The sequence below is a fragment of the Marinobacter sp. EN3 genome (genome assembly GCF_000475315.1).
In the GTDB taxonomy this organism is placed as follows: Bacteria; Pseudomonadota; Gammaproteobacteria; order Pseudomonadales; family Oleiphilaceae; genus Marinobacter; species Marinobacter nauticus.
The window spans coordinates 35,272-54,918 of sequence record NZ_AXCC01000018.1; the positions used below are offsets into that span (position 1 = coordinate 35,272).

Below are 19,647 nucleotides of genomic sequence, written 5' to 3' on the forward strand. Positions count from 1 at the left end.
AAAGGATTGGAGAATCATGTCGAGTCAAGGTATTGGTCGAGAAGTCTTTGAAGTGCAGGCCGAGGCCTTGCGCGCAACGGCAGAAAAGTTGAGCCAGGAGTTTGATCAGGCGGTAGACATGATTCTGTCAACGTCCGGTAGGGTTATTGTGTCTGGCATGGGGAAGTCCGGGATTATCGGTAACAAGATTGCGGCTACACTGGCCTCTACCGGCACCCCCAGCTTTTCTGTGCATCCTGCGGAAGCCTATCACGGCGATTTGGGGATGTTTACGGCAGATGATGTTGCCATTTTGATCTCATACAGTGGTGAAACAGAAGAGGTGATACGCCTGGTTCCCTCATTGCGCCATTTCGGAGTCAAGATCATTGCCCTGGTGGGCAATCCTCAGTCGACATTGGGGCGCAACAGTGATCTTGTTTTAGATGTGTCGGTGGAGCGAGAAGCTTGCCCAAACAACCTGGCACCAACTACCTCCACCACAGTAACGTTGGCGATGGGCGATGCTCTGGCAGTTGCCTTAATCGAGCGCCGCCAGTTTAAACCGCATGATTTTGCTGTTTTCCACCCCGGCGGGAGCCTTGGGCGGCGATTGCTCACGCGTGTGAAAGATGTGATGCATACCGATCTGCCGATATGCACATCGCGCGATAGCATGAAGGAAGTGATCATGACCGCAAGCCAGGCGGGATTGGGGCTTGCTGTTGTTGTCGATGATGGCGAAATAAAAGGTATTATCACCGACGGCGACCTTCGCCGGGCGTTGTTCAATCATGACTCGCTTGATGGTTTAACAGCAGAAAGCGTGATGACTCGCAGCCCAATGCTGATCAACGAGAATGAGATGTTTGCTGACGCAGAGAATATCATGCTGAAAGCGAGTATCACTTCTCTTTTGGTTGTTAGTGAGCAAGGGGCTTTAAGTGGGGTGTTGAAGCTGCAGGATGCGGGTAGGGTTGTTTACTAATCCGAAATAAAGTAAGCGGACATCACCCGGATATATAAGCCAAGTCCGGATGACCAAAAAACGACTTCAATAACCGTGGCAGTTTCTGCAAGCGCCGAAGCTGCCGGTAAACAATGCTCCGAAGTTGTTCTTTACTGTTGATGATCTTTTTACCGACGTGGTGGTACTTGATGTAGCCCCAAACAGACTCATCAGGATCCAGCTCCGGTGAGTACGGTGGCAGGAAGAACAGCTTGAGTTTGCCGTCAAGACTCTCGACATACTCGCGAGCGCGACGAGCATGGTGAACCGGGTGGTTATCGAGGATCAGGAAAACCGGCTTGTCAGCGTCTTGCACCAGAGCCTTGAGGAAACCGAGAAACGCATCGGTGTTCATGGTGCCCTGAATCGTTTTGAAGCGAAGCTCACCGCGAGGGGAGATAGCCGAGATCAGATTGATGCTGAATCGACTGCCGGTATTGCGGATGACCGGAGTGTCACCCTTGGGTGCCCAGGTTGTACCACTGTGATAATCAGACCGGATACTGGCTTCGTCACCGAAGTAGATGGTAGCACCGACTTTTTTGGCTTCCTTGCGGATTTCCGGGTAGGTCTCTTCTTTCCACTGCTTCACAGCCTCTGGTTTTTGCTGGTAAGCCCGATGCAGTGGTTTCTGGGGCGTCAGCCCCAGGTTTCGAAGCAGACGACCCACCGAGACATCGCTTAACCGGACGTTGAACTTTTGCCGGATGAGCTCACGCACACGCCCCCGGGTCCACAGGGCAAAATCAAACTTCAGCTGGTCCGGTGTAAAGGTCGTTATCCAGGTATACAGCTCCCGGATCTGGGCGCCGCTCAGTTTTTTGGGGCGACCAGAAATTTGCTTGGCCTTGAGTGCGTCAAAGCCACCCTCGCGGTAGGCAGCCAGCCATTCATAGATTCGTGCGCGGCTCATGCCAAGTGCTTTGATGACGACTTCCGGGCTCTCACCATCCATGACTCGTTGAACGGCGCGAACGCGAATTGCTTCTAAGGTTTTGTGATCAAGTTTACGACCGTCATCGTGGCGCATGTGTGCAAATATCCGATAAGCTTGGCGAGCGACCGCTACATTATAAATGATGTTCGCTTACTTTCGTACCCATTAGTAATTTTTTACTTTGTTAGAATCGTTTGTTTGCATCCTCCAAATATGGGTAACAATGCCGCCTACAACTAGTGCGAAAGCGTATTGGCCAGTTGAGTAAAACATAAAAGACTCAAAGGAATTAACTATTAGCCAGAACGTAACGAAACCTAAGTAGAATGTAAGCATATCGCCCGGCATAACACCTCGTCTCCAAGCTTTGATTCCCTGTTGTGTTGTCCAAATCAGGATCGCCAGAAAAAGAGCGAGTCCAAGAAATCCAAAGTTCGTTAGAATATCCATATATGAGCTGTGTAAATGCTCAGTGCGGGCCTCTATCCAGGAAGGAAGGTGTTTCGAATGGTCAAGCACCAACTTTCGACCGTTGCCTCCCCAGCCAATTAACGGTCGTTCCTTAATCCAAGGGATGGCCGCTTCCCAGCTAACAATACGGTAGGCGATACTTGAGGACGTGTTGTCGATACTAACGTCAGAAAAAAGCTTCTCAATAACTTTGGTTTCGGCGATGATTCGGTGTTCAATGACGTTACTTAATGCGAAAGTTGTGAATGCTGATATGAAGGCTGCTACGGTTATAGCCACGATGATAATTTTTTTACGTATTTGTGGCGAACGGATGCGGATTAACCAGATGATTAGGGCTGTAACGAAGATAGAGCCTGCAGCAATGCAGCCTAACCATACGCCACGAGTTTGCGCCATGACAGTAACTGCGCCAGAAATAAGCAATCCAGCTATCCAGAGTGATGTACGTAAGATTCGTGCTTTGCCTGGTTTGATGAACCTCCGACTGAATGCGATTAGCCCAAGAAATGCTAGGGCATAGAGCATGGCTGTATGCTGAGCATTGTTTATTCCAAAATCGATTCGTTTCCCTTGGAATCCTAGGAGCAATTCCTCTATGCCGTCTCCAGTTAACCAGGGTGCGGAGAGTAGTGAGAGGGCGAACACGCCCCAAGTTGCAAAAGTTCGGTGGGTTTCTCCTCCTAATAACCAAGCCACAGCAATAAATAGAAACCAGATGGTAAGGCGATGTACTTTAGGAGAGCTTTCTGCCCAATCTGGATGGTGGACATGAGAAAAGGTCCAGGATAGTAGGACGACAATGACGGCTCCAAGTAGCATCCATATGGGAGGGGAGAATCGTAGCTCACGGCCCATTAAGAAAATGCCGCCAAAGCCCAGTAAGACCAAGAGTACGGATACATAACTCTCAACTGGTTCTATAAGCAGTCTAGTGGCGGTATAAATAAGAAGAACCAAAAAACCCACGATAGATAGCCACCTTTGGCAATGGTTGTTTCCAAGTGGTGTAATTCGCTTGAGCGAAGAGTCTTTGGGGAAGTCTGTTAACAAAAGATGGCTACCTTTTGAGCTCATGATTTATGTATATTCAAGCAGGTCTTATAATGGGTGATTGTTTCGCCACCAATTGCGGTCCATGAAAACTCCTCTATTGTACGTTCACGGCTGCGATGCCCCATTTGGGAGCAGGTGGATGGCGCATTTATTAATTCTTGAAGTGCATTAGCCAATTGCTCTGGGGACTTGGGTTCTACAAGTAACCCATTATCTCGATGACGTAAAATGGCGGGTATGCCGCCAACATTGGTGCCGATTAATGGAAGGCCGCACGCCATGGCCTCCAGTCCGGCTATACTTGTTGCCTCCATCAGGGATGGCAGTACAGATACATCGCATCCTCGATAAATTTCTGGCATCTCATGGTTGGGCACTCCGCCGAGCATGTGAACCCGATCTTCAACTCCCGCGTTTCGGATAATTCGCTCAAACGCTTCCTGATCAGTTCCTGCCCCGGCTACAACCAGGTGGAGGCGGGGGTGGTTAAGCTGAGCAATGGCATCGGCTAAATAGAGAACCCCGTTTTTTTCATAGAGACGTCTGGCGAGAGCGACAACAAATGAATCATGAGGGATATTAAGTCGCTCTCTCAAATTGGATGGACTTGGTGCAAATATTTTGGTGTCAACGCCATTGGCAATGAATTTCACTGGGCCTTTATAGCCGCACTTTCTCGTTGCCTCGGCTAACTCTTCGCTAGGTGCAAGAATTAAGTTGGCTACAGATAGCTCAGCTGCCATTTTATCCAGTTGACTTTGGTGTTGCTTTACGCGCTTAAGAAAAGACGATGTGTGGTTAGTAAATATCACCGGAATGTCTAGATTTGAGCAGGCCCTTAGAGGCCTCATGCCGTGTACATGAAGGATGTCAAGCTTTCCTTCAGTATTTAATTTCTTGAGGTAGCGGCTCAGTTGCCAATCGTAGATCCAGTGGCTTTTCGCAAGCGGAATTCGGTGAACATGCATTCCATTTAGGGTTTCTTGTCGAGGCGTTGATCTATCTTTCCAGCGGGTCAGAACATGCACCTCGTGGCCCAGATCGACGAGCGCTTTACTTAGCTCAAATACGTGCGTTTGCACACCCCCAATACTCGGGGGAAATTCATTTGTCAGCATTGCAATTTTCATGGTCGCCCCTTTTAAGAATGGTGTGTATGTTTGAGAAAGTACTCCACAATCCTCGTGGAGGCTTGTCCGTCGCCATAAGGGTTGTGGGCGAAAGCCATCCGGCGATAGGAGTCGGGATCATTCATGAGTTCTTCCACATTTGCGACGATATCGTCCTCTCGCGTGCCGACCAGTCTCACTGTGCCGGCTTCAACGGCTTCGGGGCGTTCCGTAGATTCCCGGGTGACTAGCACTGGCTTCCCTAACGATGGTGCTTCTTCCTGGATTCCGCCGGAATCTGTCATTATTAGGGTTGCTTTCTGCATCAGATAAACAAAGGGAAGATAATCCAAGGGTTCAATGAGGCTTACATTGGGTAGCCCTGATAGTAATTTGTATACTGGCTCTCGGACCTTTGGGTTCAGGTGGACGGGGTATACAATGCCAAGGTCAGGGCGCTTATTGGCAAGCCTTCGCAGTGCTTGACAGATCTGTTGGAAGCCCTGTCCGAAATTTTCTCTGCGGTGGCCCGTAACAAGAAGTATGTGCTTGTAGCTTGATAGTTCATCCAGCTTTGAAGCCTGACGACATCGGGCTTGTAGCTCCTTATCTTGCTCCAGCTTCTGTACTGTATCAAACAGCGCATCAACGACCGTATTTCCTGTAACTAATACATTATCCGGAGATACACCTTCCTGAAGAAGGTTTCGACTTGCAGCTTCTGTGGGAGCAAAGTGCGTATTGGCAATTGTTCCGGCAAGTCGACGATTCATTTCTTCCGGCCAAGGTGCATAAATGTTACCTGTTCGCAGGCCGGCCTCTACGTGGAAAACAGGCACTTTCTTATAGAATGCAGCGAGGCTTGCCGCCATTGTGGTAGTGGTATCTCCGTGAACCCCCACCCAATCTGGGTGCTCAGTCTCCAAAACGGCTTCAAGGCCTTTCAAAACGCCTACAGTGATATCTGTGAGATTCTGATGTGGTCTCATAAGATTCAAGTCATAGTCAGGCACAATCTCAAAAAGTGACATGACTTGGTCTAGCATTTGGCGGTGCTGTCCGGTAACGCACACACGAACATCACAGCAGGCTTCTTTGAGCCGCTTGATTAACGGAGCCATTTTGATTGCTTCAGGGCGTGTGCCAAATACGAGCAGAATTTTCATAGTAGGTAGAAGTTTCTCAAAATAAAATGAGTAATTAACTAGTCTGTGATCGTGTTGAATTATGATCAGGGACTAGTGGCGCAGTCGTGAGCTTTTTCCCACCCGATATGGTGGTTTGGCTGTTGGATAAAACCCATTCTTGTTTCTTAATAGATGGGCGTGACGATTTATGCTAAAAACGGCCTTAACGATAGGGTGGAGTAGATAGTAAATTCTCGAAACCTTGGCCCTTTGTCTATTGGACTTGGCAATACTGCTGGGCGCAGCGTTGGCTTCGTACACCAGGTGAGGTTCAACACCGAACAGGCGAAGCCCGCCTTCCCAAAAGTGGTCATACATCTTGTCGATAGGCTCTTTAATCGTGCTGGCATGTTTTAGCACCTTTTCCATGCCTGTGCGATTCAGGTAATACGCTTGGGTTCCCAGCCAGCCTCGCTCCGGACGCACAAGTTGGTGGCTGCCATCTCCCAGGGGCTGGACAACCTTCCGCTTGCGGATTTTTAGTCCCATCAGCCGGACCATCTCTACCTCGGAAGGTAGCTTCGTGATCTCTTCCATAATCCGGGCGAAGTCCGGCTCAAGCTTAACGTCATCTTCCAGAATACAGATTGACTCGAAGCCTTCGTTCCACGCCTTTTTAATCAGTCTCAGGTGTGAGAGATAACAGCCCACCTCAGGAGGGGTTAAGTCGCACAGATGGCGTAGGCGAGTCCGGTGTTTCGCCAGCTTTTCACCAGGTTCAAGGGCTGGCATAGCAGTACGGCCATCCACGGCCTGAAACAGGCTTGCCTCTAGTCCCTGGCTTTTCAGTGCTTGCTGCAGCTCCTGAACACTCTCTGATTCCGGTTTGAGAGTAATAATCCAGTAGCTCGTGTTCATTGAGGTTGTCAGTTACTTCTTGTGGATGGATTGGTAGAGATCGAGATATTGCCGAACAATGACTGACTCGCTGAAGTTTTGCCAGTAATGCTGGCTTGCGTTATGGACAAGCCGGCCTGCTTCCGTCGGGTTTTCCAGAAGCTCGCGAATCGCTCTAGCCAGAGGCTCTGCTTGATCAACCGGCGTAATGATGCCGGTCTCGCCAGAATCTATCAGCTCCCCCGGTCCTTGGGAGTTGGTGGCGATAATTGGGCATTCGTGCGCCCACGACTCCATGACAATAGACCCCAGCCCTTCATGTCGGGAAGGGCAGACAAAGAGGTCGGCCGTTTTCATCAGGGTAGTTACATCGTTTCGCCAACCTAGAAACCGAACCCGTTTGTCCAGCCCCAGTTCCGAGCATTGCTGCTTGAGGGCTTTTTCCTCTGGGCCGCTACCTGCCAACCATAGTGTGGCTTCGGGTACTTGTTTGAGTGCCTTGAGTAGGATGTCGAACCCCTTATTTTCGTGCAAGCGTCCGGCGGCCAGGATCAGCGGCTTGTCTTCGAGAGTGTCGAAGCTGTTTCGAGGCAAGGCCTCGACTGGGGTTTCATCAGCGAAGTTAGGGATGTAAAACACTCTTTCGGCGGGCATGCCTCCCTTGACCAGGTGGTCACAGATGCCCCGGGAAATGCCCACCCAGTAGTCGGCGTGGCGGTAGTATTTCAAGTTGTAATAGTGTCCCAGTCGACTTACCAGCGTGTAGTCACCAGGAGGTGTCGCAATGGAAGCCCGGTTCATCCAAGTCATGACAATGTCGGGATGGAACTGCCGAAGTGCTTTTTTGAATTGTATGCGGTCCACCAGGTTGAGTTTCCCCCCAAAGCGGAAGCCGCGTGTGGGTACACCGGCGGACTCCAGAGAATCTATTCGATTCTGGTGAGCCCGGATGAAGGCCTGCTGATCTACTTTCCCGCTTTCCTGGAGGCCTTTGACCAGTCGCACGAAGAAATTCTCGGCGCCTCCCCGTTCGGCACCGGCAAGTACCTGGGCAATGCGTGGCTGGGTCATGTCTGGCCCCCTAGTTGGTTTCGTGTAAACGATGCACTGTTACGATTGTCGATTAGGCTTTGGAAGAGGGCTTTGTATTGGCCCACGATGACGTCTTTGGAAAACCGCTCCAAGAAAATTTGGTGGCCATGCTCGGCTAGTCGTTGAGCCAAATCCTCGTCTGCCAGGACACGGTTCACAGCTCGGGCGCATTCGGGGGAGGAATCCACCTCGAAAAGCAGCCCGTTTTCCTCATGACTGATGAGCCAGGAAGGGCCTTGGCTGGCTGCCGCAACGATCGGTGTCCTAGTGGCCCAGGCCTCCAGCACCACATTTCCCAAGGGCTCAAAGCGCGATGGGAACACGCAGACATCCGCTAGGTCGAAGAGCTCCTGAATGTCTTTTCTGAGCCCCAGGAACTGAACCCGATCCCCAACCTCGAGGCCCTCCGCTAGCTGTTCTAACTGCTCTTGAAGCTCCCCGATACCTGCAATTAGCAGGGTGGTGTCCGGGATGTCTGGCAGCGCCTTGATTAACGTATCGTGAGCCTTTTTTTCGTGGAGACGGCCCAGCGCCAGGAGCACTCGGTGTCCCTCGGGAATTTCTGGCTTTGGGGCTGGTACGCTCAGGCGTGAGGGCAGTTCGCCAAAATTGCTGATCATGCTGACATGTTCGGCGGACCAGCCATTGTCGGTGACGTGCCTCACGAGGTCCTGGGTGTTTACAATCAGGTGGTCACACTTCTGGTAGTTTTTCAGATTGTAGTAACCACCGAGCCGGCCTACGACCACCGCGCTGGTGGGCGGGCACTTTCTGGATGCCCGGTTGACCCAGGTAACAATCAAGTCCGGCTTGAAATTCCGCACAATGGATTTCAGCTTCCAGTCATATAGCAAGGGCTTACTCAGTTTGCCCATGGGCAGCGTGAAGTAGTCGACACCGGCGTTGTCCAGTCGCCGCTCTCTCGGGGGCAGCGCTTCAATTACAACCTTCTGTGTGATGGAAGGGTCCTGGGCAATCGCCGCTGCTACTTTCTCAAAGTAGGTTTCCGCCCCTGCCTGGGACTGGGAAAGGAGTATTTGCATTATCCGCATGAATCAATGGTCCCCATGCATACCTGGCCGAGATGGTTCAGGTGTGTCTCGGTCGCCTCTGTGGTTCAGAAAGCCCACCTGACTAGGTGCGATTCCACGCTCTCTGTTGTCCATGGCTTCTTTGATCTTTTGCTGCAGATGTTGGATCCGACCTTGCACGCGTTTATCCCGGAGGGAGGCCGGTAACCAGCCCCACGGAAGCAAGTTGGGGGAGCCGAGCCCGTCAATTACAACTAGGCGACGGATCTCGCCATTCTCGGTCTGCTGCACCATGATGTTGTGGGTCAGTAGTTTTCTGGAGGGCACCCGATGGCTAACCCAGAAGCGTGTCAGGACGTCTACGGCTTTACGGCAGCTGTCGGTGTAGCCATGTTCCCAGATGTACTGTTTCAGAGACAGGGAAATCAGGCCGGATGCATCCCGTATCAGTTCGCATTCCAGGCCGAGACCTAGGTCTGTTTCTACAAAACCGTAACACTTGTAGATGTGTCGGAATGTCTCTGGCCCGACCTGCTGGCAGATGTCATTGATGACGCGGTATTCCTCCAGATTGTCATCGAAGCTGCTTAGTGGTCTCAAGTTTTTTGGAAACCCTTTGGATCTGCGGAGATCTTCCAGGGTGAAATCCGGCCGCCGGACCTTGATGCATCTCTGGTCGTCTTCGGGATGCACAAAGCACAGGCGGTTACCGCCTTGGGCAAACGGTTCCTGTCCGGACAGAATCACGGTCATCGCTGACTGCCATCCAGGTTGATATCCCGGGCCCAGACATACTCATGTGAGAAGGGCTGCATCAGGGACGCTTCAACAATGTACTGGGCGTAAAGTCGGGAGTTGATTTCGGTATGGAAGAATTCCCGTGCCCGGGAAGCCCACAAGCGGCGTTTGGCATCGTCATGATGGAATTCGCGGATTTTGCTGAGCAGGTCTTCCTGGTCGTTGAAATAGACCACGCTTTCCGGCGGCAGAAGCTCGTCAAACCGGGGGCCGCTGTGGGTGAACTGCAGGATGCCGTTACCCGCCAATTGCGCCATTCGGGCGGATGAATACCAGTAGTGACCCTCCTGACGGTTCAGGTTAAGGCCCATGCGGGTCTGTGCCAGCGCGCGGTCGTAGTCCCGTCCCCAGACTGGGGGCTCGCCAAAGCTGCCAAAGGTCTTGAAGTTCAACTCGTCACCGAGTTGGTCCTTCAGCCATTTGACCATTTCCAGGCGCTTGGTGAAGTTGGTGCTGTTGCTGCAGAACAGCAGGTCAATATCCAGGTCCATGCGCTGGTCGTTGCTCATGCACTCGATGGCAGGGTCTACGGGGTTGGGCATGTGGTAAACCCGAGCACCCAGGCCCTCGAAGATATCCAGTTCGCGGCGGCCGGTGGAAACAAAGATGGCATCGGCCACTGAGGCACGGTGCTTGATCCGCTCGACATTGTCCGGCACAAACAGGGGATCGTTGTTGCAGTGGGCAATGGTGATCGAGGGGCGCCGCTTGCGGATCTCTGCCAGGGTGTCGTTGGTGATGATGTCGCAATGCCCGGCGATGATCAGATCGGGCTCAACGGCATCCACGGTTTCCAGTAGTTTCTGGTTGGCCTTGTTTTTACCCAGGTCGCGAATACCCAGCGGTGCTTCGAAGGCTGCCACGTCCCGGTCACTAAAGACAGAGACATAGTGATCATTCTTGATCAGGCCGTTGGTCAGCTTCTGAGCCCAGCTTACCCGGGTCTGGCCGTACCGGCGCAGCTGCTGGTAGGCAATGTGTAGTACTCGCATGTCTGGCGGGTCCCTTGGATAATAAAACGACTATTGTACCAGCCGGCCTGGTCAGGGTCTTCAGCTGTGGGTTACAGCTCTGTGATAGACCTCAAGGGTTGCCTGAACCTGGTGCTCCAACTGAAACTCTGGATGCACAACAATCCGGGGATGCTGGTGTAGCTGTTCATGCACTTTGGCGGCAAAGGTTGTTAGGTTATCCGGTGGTACCAGGCCTTCGGGGAAACAGGCGGACAGCGACTCTGCCGCCCCGCCACGGTCGAAGGCGACAACCGGTGTGCCCACCGCCAGGGCTTCCGTGAGGGTGCGGCCGAAAGGTTCGGGTTTGTTCGACATATGGCAGACCACGTCGGCCAATCGATAGAACTCGACAATGTCCGAGCGGTGGCCGGTGAAGGTGATCTGCTGGTCAATGCCAAGCTCTCTTGCCTGTGCTTCCAGTTCTGCCAGGTAACTCTCCTTGTTTTTCTCGGCGCCGCCAACAACAACGCCGTGTGCCTCGGGCTCGCGCTGGAGCAGGTCCGCCATCATGGCCAGGAACGCCTCCTGACCTTTCCAGCGAGTCAGCCGGCCAGGCATCAGGATCAGCTTTTTGTCTTTTAGCTGAGGATGTTCAGAGTAAAGCTGCTCCAGCCAGGCGGCATCGGGAGGTGCCGGGTGGAAGGCGCGGGTATCCACGCCGCGCTGAATGACGGTAATGCGCCCAGGGTCCACCTTGTAGTTATCGAGTATGTACTGTTTTACGCAGTGGGAAATGGCGATCAGGTGCTGCGGTTTGGCCATGATGGCACTGTAGGCGTTCACGGAATACATGCCGTGAAAGGTACTGACCAGGGCCGGGCGATCCTTTTCCGGCACACCCCTCCAGGCCAGCCAGATGATCCAGGCCGGGAGCCGTGAGCGGACGTGAACAACATCCGGTTTCAGTTGTTTCAGGAGTTGGCGCACCGGCAGTATCTGTCCAAATGAGGCCAGGGATTTACGGTGGACCGGCATGGTGACGTGACGGGAACCTTCGGCTTCTAGTTGATCAACCAGGCGCCCGCCGGAGGAAAGCACGATGGATTCATGGCCCTGTTTGACCAGTTCCCGGGCGAACTCCACCGTGCCCCGTTCCACGCCGCCACTGTTCAGTGCCGGCAGGACTTGCAGTACTCTCATTGATGAAACTCCCTGAATTTTCTGATCACCCACTCAGCGGCACGGTCGGCTTCCCACAGTTTGGGGGCTTTGCCGGGTTCCGCCTGCATGAGTTGAGCGCGGTCCTGCCATTCAGTCACCAATCCATCGGCCTTTAGTGACTCCAGGCCCCGAACGACACGGCTGTTGTTGCGGGCTTTCAGATCTAATAATCCTGTAGATGTGCCTGCGGTGAGTGCTTCATAAACCATGGACACGCTGTCTGGGGAGACCCAGGTAGTGCGTGTCTCGGCCAGCGTGTCGATTAACCAGTTGGGGCCGGTCTTTTCGTGGTGGTGGAATGTCACGTTGTTCCGCTGGATGTCGGTCAGTTGTTCGAGCAGGGCGGCTGGCGTCCGGCGTGAAGAGGTGACTGTCCAGTGCCAATCGCGGTATTCGTCGGCCAGGGTGCTGACCTGCCCTAAGATGGCTTCACCGTCCCATTCGTAATGCTCTGAAGGGCCTCCAATCAAGATCAGACCGTTTTGTGCTTCGACGGGCTGCTCTTGTGGTTTGATGGCGTTGAGAACACCTCGGGTGATCAGTACATCCGGGCGGTCCGGCGGGTTGTCGTGGGCCGGAATGATCGAAAGGTCTGGTTTTGCGAATGGAAGTGCCGGGCGCATCAGCACAACAGTCATTGCATCATAACGTTTGCGGCAGGCCAGCAGCAGTTTTTGGGTTTGGCTGCCGGCAGCGATGATGATGTCTGGCGTCGGTTGATCGATCACTGGTGCTCGCCCAAAAATGGCTTGCCACCAGGATGCGCTATACCGCTGGGCTTCGATCCAGTGTATTTGGGGGGCGAAGCGAGTGGTTAACCGGTCACCGAGCCCGCGTAGCTGGTTCCGGTGGCCGGGCTTCTGGTCTGTGATCATCCACACTACGGGGGCGGAGGGAAAGCTGGCGCTCACGAATTAGGATGTCCTTCTGGATTCCGGGGCATCGGCTCCGATCTTGTCCCACAAATCAAAATAGTCCCAAACCGCTTTGAACTTGACATCGTTGCTTTGGGGGCCGGATTTGTTGGATCGTTTCAGTGCGGTTACCTGAGAGTCTTCCACGACAAGGAACCGAGTGCCCCAGTTGCGATAGTCTTCCACGCGCTTGCATAGAACGCCTTTTTTGAGGCTCATGGCTTTTAGCCAGATGTCATCTGCTTTGGGGCAAATAGACATAAAAAGTTCTTCATCCAGAATTCTTTCATCGAAACAGCCCGGAAAGTAAAGTACGCCGCCGACGCCGGTGGGAAAGGTCAGCAAGGAAGGGGTTGTGCTCGCTTTTCCTTTGTTCCATTGCTTGTAGGGCAGCAGCTTCCCATTGCCATCAAACCCAATGGTATGAGCCCGGTGACAGTGAATCACTTCCGGTTCTTTTACCCAGTTCCGGTACAGCATGTCGACCATGTCATGTGGATATAGGATGTCGTCATCGATGGTGATGATCAGACTATCCGGGTGTTGCTTCAGTGTGTGGAAAAACTTGCCATAGGGCCCCAGGTCTCTTTCCATAAACCGGATTTCCAGGCCTCGCCGTTGCTGCTGCGTGAGGATCTCCGGAAGGTTATCCTCATCCATATCCCGGGCGAGCCACAGGATAATCCGGTCAGGGCGCAGGGACTGCTGAAAAATGCTCTCAATGGTGAGGTGAACATTATCAATACGCTTATGGAAGCTGGTCAGGGAAACCGTTATTTCATGAGGCTTGGCATTGCCGACCCCCGCCTCCCGGGATGCCAGGGCCGACTGTAAGAGTTGCGCAGAGACCACCGTTTTTTTGGTCAACTCCAACGCTTCCTGTTTCGCTTTAAGGCGCTTTTGCCGTCTCTGTGCTTTGAACATAAGGTTGCGATTCTAGCTTTTGAAATTGTAAGGGTTTGTTTTGCCGTCAGGCTGATGACGAAAACGCTTGTATTCCCACTGGTATTGTTCAGGAATAAGGCGGACTACGTTTTCCACCGACTGGTTCAGGGCGGCAGCCGCAGTGGTTGAATCCTGGTCGGTCAGGCCGGGTTCCGCTTCGGTGACCACCAGGCGATAACCCTGATGATCCGGCAATCGTTCGGCGTAGGTTACCAGAACCGCAGCGCCGGTTTTCTGAAGTAGCTTGCCTGCCAGGGTCATGGTGCGAATCTCTGTGCCGAAGAACGGGGCGTAGGCGTTGGTTTTCCCCCGGGGGGATTGGTCCGGCAAAATGCCGGCAATGCCACCTTCCTTGAGGATCGTGACCAGCCTGGAAAGCCCTTTACGGTCACCGCGGACAAGTTCGCAGCCAAGCCGGCCCCGGACTTTGATCATGTAGTCCTCAAACTCGGGGATCTTGGGAGGGCTGTACAGCGCCGCCATGTTGTAGCGGGCCGAAAAGTAAAGGCCGGCCAGTTCCCAGTTGCCCAGGTGTGGAGCCAGGAAGATCAGCCCCTTGCCGGAGGCCAGTGCCTGATCAACCAGTTCAATGCCTTGGGTTTCGCGGATCTGGTCCAGGCATTTCTCCACCGGCCATTCCCACATCATGGGAATTTCCAGGGCAGTCATGCCCGTATGCATCAAAGACGTTCGGGCGAGTTCTGTCTGTTCCTTTTGGGAAAGCTCGGGAAAGCACAGCCGGATGTTGGTCTCGGTGACTTTTCGGGCATCGGCTCCCAACGCCCACGCCAGTTTGCCGCCCCAGGCTCCAAGACGCTGCGCCAGGCCCAGAGAGAGTGTGCCAACGACCTTAATGGGACTGATGATCAGATAGTATTTTAGCTTGCTCATGACCTTCCGTATTTGTCATCAAAGCGCACGATGTCGTCCTCTCCGAGATAGGAGCCGGACTGAACTTCAATAAGCTCCAGATCTATAACGCCGGGGTTTTCAAGGGAGTGAACCTGCCCGATGGGAATATAGGTGGACTGGTTTTCCGTGACCAGATAGGTTTTCTCTCCGTTGGTCACTTTTGCGGTCCCGCTCACAACAATCCAGTGTTCTGCCCGGTGATGATGCATTTGCACCGAGAGCTTGGCGCCGGGCTTCACGGTAATGCGTTTGACCTGATAACGGCTGCCGTTGTCGATGCAATCGTACACACCCCAGGGGCGATAGACTTCCCGATGGTTCATGTGCTCGTGCCGGCCATCGTTCTTGATGGTTTCCACGATTTTTTTCACATCCTGCACATGGTCCTTGTGGGCGACCAGCAGTGCGTCTTTGGTTTCCACGATGACCAGATCTTTCACGCCGACGGTGCTCACTAGGCGGCTGTCGGCCCGAACCAGGGTGTTGGCTGTGTTTTGGGCAATCACGTCGCCGTTGAAGCTGTTGCCGTTGGTGTCTTTCTCACTGACTGCCCAGAGGGCGGACCAGGAGCCAATGTCACTCCAGCCGGCGTCCAGTGATACGACGGCGGCGTTGTCGGTTTTTTCCATGACCGCGTAGTCGATGGAATCTTCCGGGCAATCGGCAAATACGTTTTCGTTCACACGAACGAAGTGAAGGTCCTCGCTGGCATCATCCATGGCTGCCTGGCAGATGGCCAGGATGTCGGGGCGATGCTTTTTCAGTTCTTCAATATAGGTGCGGGCGCCAAACATGAACATGCCGCTGTTCCACAGGTAGTCCCCCGAGGCCAGGTATTCTTCGGCCGTCTTCTGGTCCGGCTTCTCGACAAAGCGATTAACCTTGAAGCTCTCCTCGTCCAGTGCCGGGCCTTGCTGGATGTAGCCATAACCGGTTTCTGGGTGTCCCGGCACAATGCCGAAGGTAACCAGTTTACCTTGGTTGGCCAGTGGAATGGCGCGGGCAATGCCCGCCTGGAAGGCTGGCGTATCCTGAATAAGGTGGTCCGCTGCCAGTACCAGCATCAAAGGGTCTTCGTTTTCGTCGACGGTTTTTGCCAGTTGGAGGGCAGCCAGGGCTATGGCCGGCGCGGTGTTTCGCCCGCAGGGTTCCAGAATGATTCTGGCGTCGTCATGGCCTGCTTGGCGCATCTGCTCAGCGGCCAGGAACCGGTGCTCCTCGTTGCAGATGAGCGTTGGGTCGGCTGCTTCCATGCTTTTCAGTCGCGCAACTGTCAGCTGCAGCATCGACAGTTTGTCATCGGTCAGTTTCAGGAACTGTTTCGGATTCAGTTGTCTGGACATCGGCCATAGGCGCGAGCCGGTGCCACCGGCCATGATGACTGGATAGATCATTTTGATGCTCCGGAGCGTTTCCTGCGCTTCTTGTTATAGAATCCGGGGTCCTCTGGGTTCGGTCGGGTCTTGAACCGGCGGTGCATCCAGAGATACTGATCCGGTGCTTTTCGAATTTCATTTTCAATAACCGCGTTGATGCGCGTGGCATCTTCGAGATCGTCCCCGCTTGGGAAATGCTCTAAAGGTGGGTGGAAATAGATGTCATATCCGGGCTTGTCTTCTCGACGGAAATGACTGAATGGCATCACTACGCACTTACTGCGTTCAGCAATGCGGGAGGTTGCTGTGATTGTGCCTGCGGGTACGCCGAAAAAGGGTGCGAAGACGATGTCTTTCCTGCCATAGTCCTGGTCGGTGGCGTACCACACAGCATGGTTGTCTTTCAGGCTGCGTAACAGTCCGCGAAGATCTTTGGCCGCCAGTACTTTGCCGTAGCGTTTGGCGCGTGAGCGGGTCATTACGGCGTTCATCAGCGGGTTGTTGTGGTCGCGCTGCATGACATCAGAATCGATATACAGGGTTGCCAGGGAACCACCCATTTCCAATGTGCTGTAGTGGCCGCCAATCAGCAAAATGCCGTGACCTTCCTGTTTGGCTTTCTCGAAATGTTCGAGGCCATGAATAGAGGTGATTTTTTTCAGCTTTTCAGTGTTTCTGAACCACCCAATTCCAATTTCCATCAGGCCAATGCCATTGGCGATAAATGAGTTGCGGACCAAGGCCGCCCGTTGTTTGTCATTGTATTCCGGAAAACACAGCTGGATATTTGTTTCGGTGATGTGCCGGCGGCTCTTCGCCAACTTCCATGTGATCAGTCCGGCAGCTTTCCCCAACTTCCACTGAATACGCAGGGGAAGCTGTGCGGTAAACCACATGAGAGCAATGCCCACCCAGGTTGGCCACCAGCGGGGATGGAGGTAGGCTGAGTAGTCAGTATTCCGGGATTTTTGGCGGTACTTCTTATTCAAAATTGCTGTTCCTGAATCGACAAAAAGTTTGTCCGAAGGCAAGATGCCCCGCGATACAATGATTTCACTATGATAACGCATCATTTCGCCGGGAGTCCCGCGTGTTGCTCTTCATTTATTCGCAGCTAATCAGGTTGGCGTTGCCATTGATTTTGTGCCGGTTATGGTGGCGTGGTCGGAAGGCGCCCGCGCGTCGAGAGAAATGGTGGCATCGTTTAGGCTATGTTCCAGAGATGTCGGGTACAGTTATATGGGTACATGCGGTATCCGTTGGTGAGACGATTGCAGCAGGTCCTATGGTCGGGCGGCTGGTTGCGGAAAATCCCGATGCCTCCATTCTAATGACTGCGACAACTGAAACAGGACTGGCCCAGGCCCGGAAGATGTTTGGCGACAAAATTGCCTACGCCTACGCCCCATACGACACGCCAGGCTCCGTAGGGCGCTTTCTGAAACAAATAAAGCCTCGCATCCTGGTAGTGATGGAAACCGAAATCTGGCCGAACCTGATCACCCAGTGCTACCGCAAACAGGTTCCCGTTTTCCTCATCAACGCCCGTCTCTCGGAGCGTTCGGCCCGGGGCTACGAGCGGGTGCGGGGACTGGTCCGACCGGTCATGCAGAAAATTACCTGGATCGCCGCCCAGGCGGAGAAAGATGCTGAGCGTTTTCGGCGCATTGGTGTCGCACCGGCCAGTGTGGAAGTGACGGGTAGCGTGAAATTTGACGTGGATATCACCGAAGGCATTCGTGAGTCAGCCCGCCAGTGTCGACAAATCCTGGGAGCGCGGCCCGTGTGGGTCGCTGGCAGTACGCATGCCGGCGAAGATGAACAGCTGCTGGAGGCCCATCGGGCGGTGCTCGGGCAACACCCGCAGGCTTTGCTGGTGATTGTGCCCCGCCACCCGGACCGGTTTGGTTCGGTGGCGGAGCTGGCGGAAAAAGCCGGTTTCAACGTGGCCCGCCGCTCACTGCAGCAAGATCCTGCCCATGCTCAGGTATACCTGGGCGACACCATGGGCGAGCTGATGATGCTCTACGGCGCGGGTGACATGGCGTTTGTCGGCGGTTCATTGATTGAAAGGGGCGGGCACAACCCGCTGGAGCCGGCGGCCTGGGGTATTCCGGTACTTTCCGGCCCGCATGTGTTCAACTTTGAGACGGTGTATGAGCGCCTTCGTGCCGGCGAGGGTGTGGTGATGGTCCAAAGCGGGGACGAGTTGGGCCAGGCCGTGGTCCGTTTAATGGCGACCCGGGAAGAACGGCAGGCTCTGGGGGAGCGGGCACTGGCGGTGGTGAATAAAAATCGCGGGGCACTGGACAGGGTCGTTGAGGGTATTGTCGAGCGCCTGTAAAAACGGGCCCCTGAATCAGGAGGCCCGCCTGGCTGGTGTAATGCTCAAGGCCAGCGTTATTGCATCGGGTCGTCCAGCACTTCCTCATCGTTGGCCAGTGCCTCTATGCCCTGAGCGCCTTCACTGAGCCAGTTGTTCAGGTCAATCAGGTCCTGCGGGCTCAGGGTGCCTGCCGCCTGCTTCAGTTGCAGGGTGTTGATCACGTAGTCATAGCGGGCGTTGGCGTAATCCCGCAGGGCCACGTAGTACGCACGTTCTGCATCCAGCACTTCCACAATGTTCCGGGTACCTACATCATAGCCGGCGCGGGTTGCATCCAGTGCACTGCGGCGGGAGATGATGGTCTGCTCAAGGGCAGAGGCTGTCTCCACGTTGTTGTTCACGGTCAGGAACAGGCTGCGGGTGTTTACCTGTACATCGCGACGGACGGTGTTCAGATCCTGCTCTGCAGCGGTGACCAGAGAGCGTTGTTGGCGCACGCCGGCCTGGGTGCCGCCGCCCATATAGAGAGGCACGTTGAGCTCCAGGCCAATAACCCCCTGGGTTCCTTCCTGCTGAGGGTTTCGGGCGCCGTCCAGCTCGGACTCGCCATAGGATGCCACCAGGTCCAGTGTTGGCAAATGGCCGGATTTGGCAACTTTAAGATTGGCCTCGCTGGCGTTCAGTTGTGATAAAGCCGCTTGAATGGACCAGTTCTGGTCCAGGGCTGTTGTTTCCCAGGCATTCGGGTTCATGGGCTCAGGTCGACCGAGCGGGAAATTCTCGCGCAGGTTTTCCAGGTCATCGGCGTATTCGCCGGTCAGTCGCGCCAGCTGCTCGCGGGCGACATTCAGCTGGTTGTCGGCTGCGATGCGCTGGCTTTTGCTGTCGTCATAGCTGGCGCGGGCTTCGTACACCTCGGTGATGGCGATCAGGCCGACGTCGAAGCGTTCCTGCGCCTGTTCATACTGGCGCTGGATTGCTGCTTCAGTCGCGCGAGCTGTTGCAACGGTATCCTGAGCGCGCAGGACATTAAAATAGGCGGTTGCAACATCCAGAATAAGTTGTTGCTGGGCCAGGTTGTACTGGGCCTGGGCGGCTTCGGTCTGGAACTGGCTGGCGTCGTAGCGGAACCAGTTGTCGGCGCGGAAAACCGGTTGCGACAATTGCACGCCATAGTTGAATGACTTGTAGCTGTCTCCCGGGCCGTTTTCAGCGTCGAAATCCGTGTGGTTGGCTTCGGCAAACGCACCAACCTGCGGCAATAAGGTACTCTTGCTCACATCGCTGGCGGCTTGCTGGGCCTGAAACTGTGCCAGCGCAGAGGCGATGCCGGAGTCATATGACAGTGCCTGCTCATAAGCCTCCACAAGATCCAGAGAGAAAGCGGGCTGGGCTGCCAGCAGGGTGATCAAACCTGGAAGTAAACGTTTCTTCATTATTGCTCCTGAAAACTATCTCCGGGCATCCGTGATCTGGACACAGGTATTGGCAGGT

At 54.1% G+C, this 19,647-nt stretch carries 18 protein-coding genes; 2 read left to right on the top strand and 16 right to left on the bottom strand.

Annotated elements, in window-relative coordinates:
• The first annotated feature begins 16 nt into the window (after positions 1-16).
• On the top strand, positions 17-967 hold the full coding sequence (locus Q675_RS25675) for a KpsF/GutQ family sugar-phosphate isomerase (RefSeq protein WP_023010943.1): 951 nt from the start codon (positions 17-19) through the stop codon (positions 965-967).
• Between the two features lie 22 nt (positions 968-989).
• On the opposite strand, the gene Q675_RS25680 is transcribed toward Q675_RS25675, so the two are convergent.
• The 15 genes from Q675_RS25680 to lpxL all read right to left on the bottom strand — a co-directional run bounded on the left by Q675_RS25680 (position 990) and on the right by lpxL (position 16,900).
• A complete protein-coding gene (locus Q675_RS25680; RefSeq protein ID WP_023010944.1) occupies positions 990-2,018 on the bottom strand; it encodes an IS630 family transposase in 1,029 nt (342 codons plus the stop codon).
• 72 nt (positions 2,019-2,090) lie between these two features.
• Positions 2,091-3,473 carry an O-antigen ligase family protein gene (locus Q675_RS25685; protein WP_081698850.1) on the bottom strand — a complete coding sequence of 461 codons (1,383 nt, stop codon included), beginning with the start codon at positions 3,471-3,473 and terminating at the stop codon, positions 2,091-2,093.
• Positions 3,470-4,582 carry a glycosyltransferase family 4 protein gene (locus Q675_RS25690; protein ID WP_023010946.1) on the bottom strand — a complete coding sequence of 371 codons (1,113 nt, stop codon included), beginning with the start codon at positions 4,580-4,582 and terminating at the stop codon, positions 3,470-3,472. Before Q675_RS25690 ends, Q675_RS25685 begins: the two co-directional genes overlap by 4 nt.
• Before the next feature lie 11 nt (positions 4,583-4,593).
• Positions 4,594-5,727 (bottom strand): non-hydrolyzing UDP-N-acetylglucosamine 2-epimerase, encoded by a 1,134-nt coding sequence (wecB, locus tag Q675_RS25695; protein ID WP_031211206.1) that lies wholly within the window; start codon positions 5,725-5,727, stop codon positions 4,594-4,596.
• 72 nt (positions 5,728-5,799) lie between these two features.
• Positions 5,800-6,606 carry a glycosyltransferase family 25 protein gene (locus Q675_RS25700; protein ID WP_023010948.1) on the bottom strand — a complete coding sequence of 269 codons (807 nt, stop codon included), beginning with the start codon at positions 6,604-6,606 and terminating at the stop codon, positions 5,800-5,802.
• A gap of 12 nt (positions 6,607-6,618) precedes the next feature.
• Positions 6,619-7,656, bottom strand: coding sequence for a glycosyltransferase (locus Q675_RS25705; protein ID WP_023010949.1), 1,038 nt, complete (start codon positions 7,654-7,656; stop codon positions 6,619-6,621).
• Complete coding sequence (locus Q675_RS25710; protein ID WP_200861833.1) at positions 7,653-8,720, bottom strand: glycosyltransferase family 4 protein; 1,068 nt, start codon at positions 8,718-8,720, stop codon at positions 7,653-7,655. The genes Q675_RS25705 and Q675_RS25710 overlap by 4 nt, the downstream gene beginning before the upstream one ends.
• A gap of 12 nt (positions 8,721-8,732) precedes the next feature.
• Positions 8,733-9,461 carry a YrbL family protein gene (locus Q675_RS25715; protein WP_023010951.1) on the bottom strand — a complete coding sequence of 243 codons (729 nt, stop codon included), beginning with the start codon at positions 9,459-9,461 and terminating at the stop codon, positions 8,733-8,735.
• Positions 9,458-10,498 (bottom strand): glycosyltransferase, encoded by a 1,041-nt coding sequence (locus tag Q675_RS25720; RefSeq protein ID WP_023010952.1) that lies wholly within the window; start codon positions 10,496-10,498, stop codon positions 9,458-9,460. The genes Q675_RS25715 and Q675_RS25720 overlap by 4 nt, the downstream gene beginning before the upstream one ends.
• A gap of 60 nt (positions 10,499-10,558) precedes the next feature.
• Complete coding sequence (locus Q675_RS25725; protein WP_023010953.1) at positions 10,559-11,659, bottom strand: glycosyltransferase family 4 protein; 1,101 nt, start codon at positions 11,657-11,659, stop codon at positions 10,559-10,561.
• The gene (locus Q675_RS25730) at positions 11,656-12,555 is read right to left on the bottom strand and encodes a mitochondrial fission ELM1 family protein (RefSeq protein WP_031211213.1); all 900 of its coding nucleotides are present in this window, start codon (positions 12,553-12,555) and stop codon (positions 11,656-11,658) included. Before Q675_RS25730 ends, Q675_RS25725 begins: the two co-directional genes overlap by 4 nt.
• A gap of 39 nt (positions 12,556-12,594) precedes the next feature.
• The gene (locus tag Q675_RS25735; RefSeq protein ID WP_161629038.1) at positions 12,595-13,461 is read right to left on the bottom strand and encodes a glycosyltransferase; all 867 of its coding nucleotides are present in this window, start codon (positions 13,459-13,461) and stop codon (positions 12,595-12,597) included.
• Positions 13,462-13,530: 69 nt separating this feature from the next.
• Positions 13,531-14,430, bottom strand: a complete 900-nt coding sequence (locus Q675_RS25740; RefSeq protein ID WP_023010956.1) for a lysophospholipid acyltransferase family protein — start codon at positions 14,428-14,430, stop codon at positions 13,531-13,533.
• Positions 14,427-15,845, bottom strand: coding sequence for a mannose-1-phosphate guanylyltransferase/mannose-6-phosphate isomerase (locus tag Q675_RS25745; RefSeq protein ID WP_023010957.1), 1,419 nt, complete (start codon positions 15,843-15,845; stop codon positions 14,427-14,429). The genes Q675_RS25740 and Q675_RS25745 overlap by 4 nt, the downstream gene beginning before the upstream one ends.
• Positions 15,842-16,900, bottom strand: coding sequence for an LpxL/LpxP family Kdo(2)-lipid IV(A) lauroyl/palmitoleoyl acyltransferase (lpxL, locus tag Q675_RS25750; protein ID WP_227499520.1), 1,059 nt, complete (start codon positions 16,898-16,900; stop codon positions 15,842-15,844). The genes Q675_RS25745 and lpxL overlap by 4 nt, the downstream gene beginning before the upstream one ends.
• A gap of 17 nt (positions 16,901-16,917) precedes the next feature.
• Between lpxL and waaA the strand changes: the two genes are divergently transcribed.
• Positions 16,918-18,171, top strand: a complete 1,254-nt coding sequence (waaA, locus tag Q675_RS25755) for a lipid IV(A) 3-deoxy-D-manno-octulosonic acid transferase (RefSeq protein WP_031211220.1) — start codon at positions 16,918-16,920, stop codon at positions 18,169-18,171.
• Between the two features lie 56 nt (positions 18,172-18,227).
• Here the strand turns inward: waaA and Q675_RS25760 are convergent, their stop codons facing one another.
• A complete protein-coding gene (locus tag Q675_RS25760) occupies positions 18,228-19,589 on the bottom strand; it encodes a TolC family outer membrane protein (RefSeq protein ID WP_023010960.1) in 1,362 nt (453 codons plus the stop codon).
• Positions 19,590-19,647 lie beyond the last annotated feature (58 nt).